The organism is Streptomyces sp. SID3212, from assembly GCF_009865405.1.
GTDB lineage: Bacteria > Actinomycetota > Actinomycetes > Streptomycetales > Streptomycetaceae > Streptomyces.
The window spans coordinates 1-11,177 of record NZ_WWJY01001192.1 but is presented as its reverse complement, the minus strand read 5'-3'; the positions used below and the strand labels follow the sequence as shown (position 1 = coordinate 11,177).

Below are 11,177 nucleotides of genomic sequence, written 5' to 3'. Positions count from 1 at the left end.
GACCGCCCACCAGTTCGGTCTGGGCAAGGAGACCGGCATCGACCTCCCCAACGAGGTCACCGGGCGGGTGCCCGACCGGCAGTGGAAGAAGAACTTCTGGAAGGCCAACAAGGCCTCCTGGTGCAAGCAGGGCAAGAAGGGCGGCACGTACGTCGAGCAGATCGCGTACGAAGGCTGCCTCGAAGGCGACCGGATGCGCGCGGGTGACTCGGTGAACTACTCGATCGGGCAGGGCGACACGCTCGTCACGCCGATCCAGATGGCGACGATCTACTCGGCCATCTCCAACGGAGGCACGCTCTTCAACCCCACCGTCGGCAAGGCGATCATCAGCGCCGACGGCAAGCGGGTCGAGGAGATCGCGCCCAAGGCGCACGGCCGGCTGCCGTTCGACCGCAAGACGCGCGACGAGATCGACGAGGCGCTGGCGGGCGTGGCGACGCGCGGTTCGGCCGCGTGGCGGTTCGGCGGCTGGCCGCAGGACAGGATCCCGATGCACGCCAAGACCGGTACCGCCGAGGTCTACGGCAAGCAGACGACCTCGTGGTTCGCCTCGTACACCAAGGACTACACGATCGTGATGACGATCTCCCAGGGCGGTACGGGATCCGGCGCCTCCGGCCCCGCCGTCCGCAAGATCTACGAGGCGATGTACGGGCTGGACCTGAAGGGCAAGCAGAACCTGAAGAAGGCGCTCATGCCCCAGCCCGCCACCGCCCTGCCGAAGATCGGCCCCGACGGCACGATCGACGCCCCGAAGGTCAGGCCGTACATGCCGGAGAAGCCTCCGGCCGACACCCAGGTGGTCGCCGGCGGCGCCGCCCCGCACGTCCGGAGGGACTGAGCCATGGCCGGTACAAGTGGCTTCTCGGTCTCCGGATACGGTCCGGAGCGGAGCACGTGGGCGCGGCTCGCGGCCCGTGACTCGATGGCGCGGCGGCTCGACTGGCCGCTGATGTTCTCGGCGATCGCCCTGTCCCTGCTGGGCTCGCTGCTGGTCTGGTCGGCGACCAGGAACCGTACGACGCTCAACCACGGCGACCCGTACTACTTCCTCTTCCGGCACCTGCTGAACACCGGCATAGGGTTCGCCCTCATGATCGCCACGATCTGGCTGGGCCACCGCACCCTGCGGGGCGCGGTCCCGGTGCTCTACGGCCTCTCGGTCCTGCTGGTGATACTGGTCCTCACCCCGCTCGGCGCGACCATCAACGGCGCCCACGCGTGGATCGTCATCGGCGGCGGCTTCTCGCTCCAGCCGTCGGAGTTCGTGAAGATCACGATCATCCTGGGCATGGCGATGATGCTGGCGGCCCGGGTCGACGCCGGGGACCAGCTGCATCCCGACCACCGCACGGTCGCCAAGGCGCTGGGCCTGGCCGTCCTGCCGATGGCGATCGTCATGCTGATGCCGGACCTCGGGTCGGTCATGGTCATGGCCGTCATCGTGCTCGGCGTGCTGCTCGCCTCCGGCGCGTCCAACCGCTGGATCTTCGGGCTGGTGGGGGCAGGGGTGATCGGCGCGGTCGCGATCGCCGCGCTCGGGGTGCTGGACGAGTACCAGATCAACCGCTTCGCGGCCTTCGCCAACCCCGAGCTGGACCCGGCGGGCGTCGGCTACAACACCAACCAGGCGCGCATCGCCATCGGCTCGGGCGGCCTGACCGGGACGGGCCTCTTCAAGGGGTCGCAGACCACCGGGCAGTTCGTCCCCGAGCAGCAGACGGACTTCGTCTTCACCGTCGCCGGCGAGGAGCTGGGCTTCGTGGGAGCCGGGCTGATCCTCCTGCTGCTGGGCGTGGTGCTGTGGCGCGCGTGCCGGATCGCCCGCGAGACGACCGAGCTGTACGGGACGGTCGTGGCGGCCGGGATCATCGCGTGGTTCGCGTTCCAGTCGTTCGAGAACATCGGGATGACGCTGGGCATCATGCCGGTGGCGGGGCTCCCGCTGCCCTTCGTGTCCTACGGAGGCACGTCGATGTTCGCGGTGTGGATCGCGGTGGGGCTGTTGCAGTCGATCCGGGTGCAGAAACCACTGAGGGCCTAGGGCGTGTCCGCAAAGTGGCGTCTGGCCCGCGACGCCTGGTACGCGCGCTCGCGGCGTTGTCGGACCGAGCGAGTACATCCAGTACACGCTCGTCCTCCGCCTTGCGATCGCACGCACCAGACGCCGCGGGCCACGCCCTGCGGGCGAACGACGCCACTTTGCGGACACGCCCTAGGCGGCCGGACGGGCATTAAAAGCCCGTCCGGCGATTGAGGGCATTTTTGGCGGATAGGTTCCCTATATGGCGGACACCAAGCGAGAGATCGAACGCAAGTACGAGCTCCCTGTGCGTGCCGGTGACAACGCCCGGCCCGCCCTGCCGGACCTGACCCGGGTCCCAGGGGTCTCGTCCCTCTTCGACCGGGGCGTCGTGGAGCTCGACGCGGTCTACTACGACACCGCGGACCTGCGCCTCGCGGCGGACAAGCTCACCCTGCGCCGCAGGACCGGCGGCGCCGACGAGGGCTGGCACCTCAAATTCCCCGTGTCCACGGGCATCCGCGACGAGATCCAGGCCCCCCTCGCCGACACCGTCCCCGACGAGCTGGCCGCGCTGCTGCGCTCCCGGCTCCGGGGCTCCGCCCTGATCCCCGTCGTCCGGCTGCGCTCCTCCCGCGAGGTCACCCACCTGTCCGGCGCGGACGGCGAGCTGCTCGCCGAGGTCAGCGTCGACACCGTCCGCGCCGAGCGCCTGACCGGCATGCCCGGCCGGGTCACCGCCTGGGCCGAGGTCGAGGTGGAGCTGGGCGACGGCGCCGACCCCGCGATCCTCGACGCCGTCGAGAAGAAGCTGCGCAAGGCCGGGCTGCGGCCCGCCGCCGCCCCCTCCAAGCTCAGCAGGGCCCTCGCGGAGACCGCCCCGGAGGGCGCCGTGGACGGCTCCGCCGTTCGGACCGAGCCGCTCACCGCGGGGGACCACGTCCTCGCCTACATCAGGGCGCAGGCCGAGGCGATCACCGCCCAGGACCCGGCCGTACGGCGTGACCTGCCGGACGCCGTGCACCAGATGCGGGTCGCCACCCGCCGGATGCGCTCCGCGTTCCGTACGTACCGCAGGATCCTCGACCGGTCCGTCACCGACCCGATCGCCGACGAGCTGAAATGGCTGGCGGGGGAGCTGGGCGTGGACCGCGACCACGAGGTCCTGGCCGAGCGCATCACCGCCCGGCTCGACGCGCTGCCGGGGACGTTGGTCCTCGGACCCGTACGCGCCCGGGCGCAGATCTGGAACGCGGCGGGTAGCACCGACTCGCGCAGCGCGACGGTCGCCGTCCTCGACGGCGAGCGCTACCTCGCCCTGCTGAAGTCGGTCGACGCGCTGCTCGCCGACCCGCCGCTGCGCAAGGGCGCGGACGGCCCGCCCGACAAGGCGCTGCCCAAGGCGATCCTCAAGGACTACGGGCGGCTGGCCGGGCGCATCGAGCACGCGCTGGCCCTGCGCCCCGGCGAGGAGCGGGACGTGGCGCTGCACGAGGCCAGGAAGGCGGCGAAGCGCGCGCGGTACGCGGGCGAGGCGGCGAAGCCCGTGCTGGGCCGACCCGCCAAACGGTTCGCCGAGCGCATGAAGGCGGTGCAGACCGTGCTGGGCGACCACCAGGACAGCGTGGTGGCCCGGGAGGCCCTGCGCGCCCTCGCCGTCAAGGCCCACGCGGCCGGCGAGACGGCGTTCACCTGGGGACTTCTGTACGGGCAGGAGGAGGCGCACGCGGAGGACAGGGAACGCGAGCTGCCCGAGGTGTGGGCGGAGTCCTCGGACCGGAAATGGCGGGCGGCGCTGGCCGGCTGAGCACCGGGGTAGTCTGGTGGGTCAATCCAGCCGGCCCACGAAAGAACTTTTCCTGATGCGTGCCGAATCGGTCTTCCCGCAGCTCGAAGCCCTGCTCCCGCATGTGCAGAAGCCGATCCAATACGTCGGTGGCGAGCTCAACTCCACGGTCAAGCCCTGGGATTCGTGTGACGTCCACTGGGCGCTGATGTACCCGGACGCGTACGAGGTCGGGCTGCCCAACCAGGGCGTCATGATCCTGTACGAAGTGCTCAACGAGCGCGAGGGCGTCCTGGCGGAGCGTACGTACAGCGTGTGGCCGGACCTTGAGGAACTGATGCGTGAGCACGGGGTCCCGCAGTTCACGGTGGACTCGCACCGCCCGGTCTCCGCCTTCGACGTGTTCGGGCTGAGCTTCTCCACCGAGCTGGGCTACACGAACATGCTCACCGCCCTGGACCTCGCGGGCATCCCGCTGGAGGCCAGGAATCGTACGGTCGACCATCCGATCGTCGTCGCGGGCGGGCACGCGGCCTTCAACCCCGAGCCCATCGCGGAGTTCATCGACTGCGCGGTCATCGGCGACGGCGAGCAGGCCGTGCTGGAGATCACCGAGATCGTCCGCGCCTGGAAGGCGGAGGACCGCCCCGGCGGGCGCGAGGAACTGCTCCTGCGGCTCGCGAAGACCGGCGGCGTATACGTCCCCGGCTTCTACGACGTCGAGTACCTCCCGGACGGGCGCATCGGCCGGGTCGTACCGAACCGGTCGGGTGTCCCGTGGCGGGTGTCCAAGCACACCGTCATGGACCTGGACGAGTGGCCGTACCCGAAGCAGCCGCTGGTGCCGCTCGCCGAGACCGTGCACGAGCGGATGTCCGTGGAGATCTTCCGCGGCTGCACCCGCGGGTGCCGCTTCTGCCAGGCCGGCATGATCACGCGCCCGGTGCGCGAGCGCAGCATCACCGGCATCGGCGAGATGGTCGAGAAGGGCCTCAAGGCGACCGGCTTCGAGGAGGTCGGCCTGCTCTCGCTCTCCTCCGCCGACCACAGCGAGATCGGCGACATCGCGAAGGGCCTCGCGGACCGGTACGAGGAGGACAAGATCGGCCTGTCCCTGCCCTCCACCCGGGTCGACGCGTTCAACGTCGACCTCGCCAACGAGCTGACCAGGAACGGCCGCAGGTCGGGCCTCACCTTCGCGCCCGAGGGCGGCTCGGAGCGGCTGCGCAAGGTCATCAACAAGATGGTCTCGGAGGAGGACCTGATCCGTACGGTCTCCACCGCGTACGGCAACGGCTGGCGGCAGGTGAAGCTCTACTTCATGTGCGGCCTGCCCACCGAGACGGACGAAGACGTCCTCCAGATCGGGGACATGGCGGTCAAGGTCATCGCGGAGGGCCGGCGGGTCTCCGGCCAGGGCGACATCCGCTGCACGGTGTCGATCGGCGGGTTCGTCCCCAAGCCGCACACCCCCTTCCAGTGGGCCCCGCAGCTCAGCGCCGAGGAGACGGACGCCCGCCTCAAGAAGCTCAAGGACAAGATCCAGGGCGACAAGAAGTACGGCCGCTCGATCGGCTTCCGCTACCACGACGGCAAGCCCGGCATCGTGGAGGGCCTCCTCTCCCGGGGCGACCGCCGCGTCGGCGCGGTGATCCGCGCGGTCTACGAGGCGGGCGGCCGCTTCGACGGCTGGCGCGAACACTTCAGCTACGACCGCTGGATGTCCGCCGCCGAGAAAACCCTCCCCGACGTCGGCGTGGACGTGGCCTGGTACACCACGAGGGAGCGCACGTACGAGGAAGTCCTCCCCTGGGACCACCTGGACTCCGGCCTGGACAAGGACTGGCTCTGGGAGGACTGGCAGGACGCCCTGGACGAAACAGAGGTCGAGGACTGCCGCTGGACCCCGTGCTTCGACTGCGGCGTGTGCCCTCAACTGGACCTGGACATCCAGATCGGCCCGACGGGCAAGAAACTCCTCCCCCTGACGGTGGTCAAGTAGCCGGCGCGGACTCTGCGGTTCGGGTTTCCAGTAACGGAAACCCGAACCCCTTGTCACTCACCGTGTCTGCCGCGAGCATCGGACTCGACACTCGACGACGAGGAGACGGTCCGTGAAGCTGACACGACTGGTGGGTGAGTGCGAGGACGGGGACTGCCCCACCATCTACGCCACCGACCGGGGCACGCTCGCCATCCAGGGGGACAGGGTGGGTGATCACCGCGGCGTCGATGCCTATCAGGCGTTCCTTGCGGGTGAGCCGCAGCCGGAAAGTTACCGAACGGCCAAGTGGATGACGACGATCGGGGACGCGGTCCGGTCGGGCAGACGAATCTACCGGGTCCACGTCCTCGCGCGTCCGCTGACCGACTACCTGCGCTTTGAACTCTCCTGGGGATACCGGCGGAACATGACGGCCGGGGAGGAATTCTTCATCCTGGACACCACGAACCAGGAGAACCCCATTCCGGAGGCCCCGGACTTCTGGCTCACTGCGGGAGTCCTCCGGACTGGAGGCCAAAGCGGTTGCCCGTGGGGCCGTCATGTCTCGTTCCAAGCTGTCGAAGATCGAGAACGGGAACACGGCTCCGAGCGTCACGGACGTCGACTGCATCCTCACGGCCATAGGGGTGTCGGACGCGGTCAAGGCCGAGTACATGGCTGCCGCCAGGGAGGCTGCCACAGAGATCACGGCTTGGCGACTCGTTCGGCGGTTGGGGTACAGCCGCAAACAGCAGCAGGTGCAGGCTCTTGAATCGCAGACTGCTCTGCTGCGCCTGTTTCAGCCGTCGCTCATTCCTGGTCTGCTTCAGACTCCCGAATACGTGCGGGCGGTCTTTGCCCGGAAGGGTCTGTCCGAAGCGCAGTTGGAGCGCACCATCGGTGCGAGATTGGCGCGGCAAGGTGTGCTGTACGCGGAAGGCAAGGAATTCCGTTTCGTCATCACGGAGTCAGTTCTTCGGTGGCGCATCGTTCCGCCCCTGGTCATGGTGGGGCAGCTCGACCGCTTGATTTCCGTCTCCCGGCTGCCCGGCGTGGATATCAGAATCGTCGCGCTGTCCGCTTCGCAGACGGATTTTCCGGGCCACTCGTTCTCCATAAAGGATGATCGCATGGTAACCGTTGAGCTGGTCCATGCGGAAACAGTGATGACGGACCCCAGGGACATCGCCCTGTACGCGTCCAAGTTCGAAGGTTTCAGCGAAACTGCCGTTTTCGGTGACGATATGCGGGCCCTGATCGCGAGTGTCCGGGACGAGCTGTTGCGTGAACAGGAAATCTGCTAGAGCGTTGCCCCTCACCGGGTCACCATGGAATTCCGATGGATGCGGACAGCGGTGAAGGAAGGGCATGACGATGACCGATCTGTACGGGCTCCCCATTGAGGGAGCCGCGTTCTCGAAGGCGTGCGGCGGCAACACCCACCCGGACGGCGAGTCGTGCGTGACTCTCGCGAAGATCGGGCCGGACGCCTGGGCCGTGGGAGACAGCAAGCGCCCGGATGCCGAGCCGTTGCGCTTCACCACGGCGGAGTTGGACGCGGCGGGCATCGACCCCGCCCGCTTCGACGACCTCTCCGCCTGATCCACGGCACCACGGAACGGAGCCGTAGTGCACCACCATGGTTACGCGTGGCTCGGTGAGAAGAAGGCGTTCGACAAGGAGAGCGTCCGCAGGCCGGCCGGGCAGGCGCCCACTGCGACCAGTGAGCAAGAGGTGCACGACCGGTACCGGGAGGCCGTGGCTGTGTTCCCGACCACCGACGTGCCTCCGATCCAGACCGCGCACCGGCTCATGAAACCGCCCTCGATGATCCAGGGGACGTGGGAGGAACCCAAGGAAGCCGGAGAATGGCTCGGCCGCCGACTCGGGGAGTCCGCGCCCCGGTTCGCCTCCGCGCAGGACGGTGACGCAGCCAGGCTGGTGCTCCTGGTCAGGGCGGCGGTCGAACGGTTGGCGTGGGGCGGAGACGTGTCCCTCGGCCACTACCTGAAGGGCACTCTCTTCCACTCCGTCGCCCTCGTGACGTGCTCCCCGAACCGTGCCGCTCCCGGCCTTCCCTGCCCTGTCCGGTGGGAGACTGGGCGGATGCCGCAGCTCATTGCTCCTGACGTTCGTGTTCATGCCTCGTTTCTCGACGCGATGCGGGAGTTCGTCGAGGAGGGGGCCGGGGAGCGGTCGTTGCTGGCTCATGAGATGGAGCGGTACGCGGGGAGTTGGCATCGGCCCGAGGTGTTCGCCGGGTATGTGGAGGCGCTCAACGCCGAGGCGTTGGAGGAGACCCCTCGGGTGGAGGGGTGGGTGCCCAACACGACCCTCTGGTATGTCGAGGGCGACACGTTTCTCGGGCGGCTGGCGATCCGGCACCGGCTCAATCCGTTCCTGCGCGAGCTGGGCGGGCACATCGGGTACGCCGTGCGGCCCACCGCCCGTCGGCGGGGGTACGCGACCGCCATGCTCACCGAGGCGCTTCCCGTGGCGCGGCGGATCGGGATCGGTTCCGTGCTGGTCACCTGCGACACCACCAACACCGCCTCGCGGAAGGTGATCGAGGCCGTGGGCGGGGTGCTGGAGGACCAGCGTGGGGGAAAGCTCCGTTTCTGGATCCGAACCGGCCCCTGACGCGTCCTGTTGGGCAGGGGGGTCGACATGGGCATGGGCATGGGCGTGGGCACGGAGAAGGCGGGGGAGTACGGGGAGCGGGGTGTGACCTCGTCCTACCAGGGCGGCGACGGCTGTCTGACGGTGGCCGTCCGGATCCCGGTGCGGATCGTCGTCCTGCTGCTCGTCCTGCCCGTACGGGTGGTGTGGGACCTGCTGGCCGCCGGCGCCAGGGCGGTGGACCGTACGGTGCTGCGGCCGTTGGGGCGGGGGTTGGTGTGGGGGCTGGAGTGGCTGGGGCGCGCGCTCGGTGTGCTGGGGCGTGTGGTGGTGGTCCTCCCGCTGGTCTGGTCCTACCGGACATTGGTCGTACCGCTCGGTACCGCGTCGCGGTGGGTGGCCACCGCCGTGTTCGTTCCGCTCGGGCGGGCGGTGGACCGGTTGCTGGTGGCCGCGTATCGGAACGTCCTCACACCCCTCGGCAAGGCTCTGGTGTGGCCGGTGGTGGCGGTGTGGCGGTACGTCCTCGTGCCCGTGGTGCGGTACGGGATGGTCGTGCCCCTGGTGTGGGTCCTGGTGTGGGTCTGGCGCTCCGCGCTGGTCCCGCTCGGCCACGGCCTCTCGTTCTGCGTCCGCGCCCTGCGGGCCGCCGTCGTCCGGCTCGCCCTCGTCCTGGTCGTCGCGCCCGGCGGATGGGTGGCGCGGCGGATCCTCGTCCCGGCCGGACGGGAGATCGCCGCCGCCTTCTCCGTCGCCTGGCGGATCGCCGGGTACCTCTCGCGCGCCCTCGGCAGGGCGCTCGCCTGGCTGTTCTGGAATGCGGTGGGGCGTCCGGGACGTTGGACGTACAGGAACGTCTGCACCCCGGTGGGGCACTGGGTACGGGACAACGTTCTGGCCCCCGCCGGGCGTGCCTCCCGCGCGATCGGCCGCGTCGCTCGCGAAACGCTCGAGAGCGCCAGGGAGACGTTCCGGCAGACACGCCGTGACGCCTGGCGCGCGCTGGTCGGTGCGACACGGGGCTCCTCACGGATGACCGAGCCCCGGGAACCTATCGCGCACCGGGCGCGTACTCTGGGTAGTACAACGACTGTCCCCGGCGCGGTGCCCGCACCTGAGATCTCCTTGCGCAAGCGGGGGTGAGCCGGGGGACCCGGGGTCACCCGGACGCCCGAGGGCGGCACGCGAGCGCGTACCGCCCCGCACCGAGGAGAAGAACCACTGGGCAAGCGACAGCCCGAGGGGCCGCCAGCCACACCGGCGGTGCAGCGCATCCGTTTGCGCTACACCAAGCGGGGCCGCCTCCGGTTCACCAGCCACCGAGACTTCCAGCGCGCCTTCGAGCGGGCGCTGCGCCGTGCCGAGGTGCCGATGGCGTACTCGGCGGGGTTCACCCCGCACCCGAAGGTGTCGTACGCCAATGCCGCACCCACCGGCACGGGCAGTGAGGCCGAGTTCCTGGAGATCGCCCTGGTGGAGCACCGCGACCCGGAGAAGCTGCGTCTGCTGCTCGACGAGTCGCTGCCCACCGGTCTCGACATCATCGACGCCGTCGAGGCCCGTACGTCAGGACTCGCCGACCGGCTGACCGCTTCCGTGTGGGAGCTGCGGCTGGAGGGCGTACGTCCTGAGGAAGCCGGACACGCCGTGTCCGTCTTCCTGACCGCCGAATCGGTCGAGGTCGAGCGCCGTATGAAGAACGGTGTGCGGACCTTCGACACACGTGCCGCAGTGGTCTCCCTGGAGGTCACCCCGCCCCGGGCTGATAGGCCGGGGGACGGGCCCTGTGCGATACTGCGCCTGGTTGTTCGGCACGTGACACCTGCCGTGCGACCCGACGACGTCCTGTCCGGTCTCCGAGCTGTGGCCGACCTGGCGCCGCCGGTCCCCGCAGCGGTGACCAGGCTGGCGCAGGGGCTCTTCGACGAGGAGTCCGGCACGGTGACCGACCCGCTCGCGCCCGACCGCGAGGCAGCCACGGCCGGCCTGAAACAGGCCGCCGGACCCGCCGCCGCGAAAGCGCCGGAAGGTGCGGGTTCCGCGTAGGCGGTCGTCACAGCGCAGCCCTGGTACTCGGGAGCCACCTGGGTCGGGCGGCGCGTACCACCAAAAAAGACTTTCGCCAGGCCGTACGTACTTCGCGTAGGGAACCGGCGAGCCAGACATAACAGTTCCCGTGCGGCGCCCGCGCCCCGGACGGCGGCGATCGCGCGACGCGCGAGCCGCGGCCGGACCGGAATCAGGCGCGGCGCCCGGGAACGCGACGGGAGAACCCCGCATGCTTGAGAACGACGAACCCGGTACGGCCGGGACCACCGAAGAAGACAACAACACACCCAGCGACACGCTGCCCCCCCGGCGCAGGCGCCGCGCGGCGTCCCGCCCCGCGGGTCCGCCGTCGGCGGGCGGCGAGTCCGCCGCGACGGCGGAAGCCGTGAGCGGTACGGAGAGCGGCAGCGGTACGGACAACGGCGCGGCGGCAGCCGCACCGGCGGCGGACGAGACGCCCGCGCCGCGCACCCGGCGCCGGGCCACCCGCAAGGTGGCCGCGCCCGAGACGACCACGGAGTCGGCGGACGCCCCCGTGGAGCCGGTCGCCGCCCCCGTGGCGGAGGAGACAGCAACGGCGTCCGACGAGGCGCCCGCCCCGCGTACGCGGCGTCGTGCGACCCGTAAGGCCACCGCGCCGGCCGGTCCGCCGCAGGCCGAGGACGGTGCGGAGAGCGCGCCGGCGGCTGCCGTGACGCCCGAGGAGACACCGG

General features: G+C 70.0%; 9 protein-coding genes and 3 pseudogenes. All 12 read left to right on the top strand.

Annotation, left to right across the window (positions count from 1 at the left end; translation table 11 throughout):
- Positions 1–844, top strand: an 844-nt coding sequence (locus GT042_RS35640) for a penicillin-binding transpeptidase domain-containing protein (protein WP_272925808.1), incomplete at its 5' end; no start/stop codon positions are given.
- Between the two features lie 3 nt (positions 845–847).
- Positions 848–2,047, top strand: a complete 1,200-nt coding sequence (gene rodA / locus GT042_RS35635; protein ID WP_161312816.1) for a rod shape-determining protein RodA — start codon at positions 848–850, stop codon at positions 2,045–2,047.
- A gap of 241 nt (positions 2,048–2,288) precedes the next feature.
- Positions 2,289–3,833 (top strand): CYTH and CHAD domain-containing protein, encoded by a 1,545-nt coding sequence (locus tag GT042_RS35630; protein ID WP_161312815.1) that lies wholly within the window; start codon positions 2,289–2,291, stop codon positions 3,831–3,833.
- Positions 3,834–3,888: 55 nt separating this feature from the next.
- On the top strand, positions 3,889–5,814 hold the full coding sequence (locus tag GT042_RS35625) for a TIGR03960 family B12-binding radical SAM protein (RefSeq protein WP_161312814.1): 1,926 nt from the start codon (positions 3,889–3,891) through the stop codon (positions 5,812–5,814).
- Between the two features lie 226 nt (positions 5,815–6,040).
- A pseudogene (locus GT042_RS39695) lies at positions 6,041–6,304 on the top strand (DUF6879 family protein); the annotation flags it as partial.
- Position 6,305: 1 nt separating this feature from the next.
- Positions 6,306–7,100, top strand: coding sequence for a helix-turn-helix transcriptional regulator (locus tag GT042_RS35615; protein ID WP_161312820.1), 795 nt, complete (start codon positions 6,306–6,308; stop codon positions 7,098–7,100).
- Between the two features lie 70 nt (positions 7,101–7,170).
- Positions 7,171–7,398, top strand: a complete 228-nt coding sequence (locus tag GT042_RS35610) for a DUF397 domain-containing protein (protein WP_161312819.1) — start codon at positions 7,171–7,173, stop codon at positions 7,396–7,398.
- Between the two features lie 27 nt (positions 7,399–7,425).
- A pseudogene (locus GT042_RS35605) lies at positions 7,426–7,884 on the top strand (hypothetical protein); the annotation flags it as partial.
- Positions 7,885–7,902: 18 nt separating this feature from the next.
- Positions 7,903–8,436, top strand: coding sequence for a GNAT family N-acetyltransferase (locus GT042_RS35600; protein WP_161312818.1), 534 nt, complete (start codon positions 7,903–7,905; stop codon positions 8,434–8,436).
- A 27-nt stretch (positions 8,437–8,463) separates the two neighbouring features.
- Positions 8,464–9,558, top strand: coding sequence for a hypothetical protein (locus tag GT042_RS35595; RefSeq protein WP_345944042.1), 1,095 nt, complete (start codon positions 8,464–8,466; stop codon positions 9,556–9,558).
- Between the two features lie 120 nt (positions 9,559–9,678).
- On the top strand, positions 9,679–10,461 hold the full coding sequence (locus GT042_RS35590) for a TIGR03936 family radical SAM-associated protein (RefSeq protein ID WP_161312813.1): 783 nt from the start codon (positions 9,679–9,681) through the stop codon (positions 10,459–10,461).
- 232 nt (positions 10,462–10,693) lie between these two features.
- Positions 10,694–11,177 (top strand): annotated as a pseudogene (locus tag GT042_RS35585) (ribonuclease E/G); the annotation flags it as partial.

Excerpts from the sequence above, each read along its gene's own strand:
- rodA (WP_161312816.1), top strand. The coding sequence starts at position 848 with ATGGCCGGTACAAGTGGCTTCTCGGTCTCCGGATACGGTCCGGAGCGG.
- GT042_RS35595 (WP_345944042.1), top strand. The coding sequence starts at position 8,464 with ATGGGCATGGGCATGGGCGTGGGCACGGAGAAGGCGGGGGAGTACGGG.
- GT042_RS35610 (WP_161312819.1), top strand. The coding sequence starts at position 7,171 with ATGACCGATCTGTACGGGCTCCCCATTGAGGGAGCCGCGTTCTCGAAG.
- GT042_RS35630 (WP_161312815.1), top strand. The coding sequence starts at position 2,289 with ATGGCGGACACCAAGCGAGAGATCGAACGCAAGTACGAGCTCCCTGTG.
- GT042_RS35600 (WP_161312818.1), top strand. The coding sequence starts at position 7,903 with ATGCCGCAGCTCATTGCTCCTGACGTTCGTGTTCATGCCTCGTTTCTC.
- GT042_RS35625 (WP_161312814.1), top strand. The coding sequence starts at position 3,889 with ATGCGTGCCGAATCGGTCTTCCCGCAGCTCGAAGCCCTGCTCCCGCAT.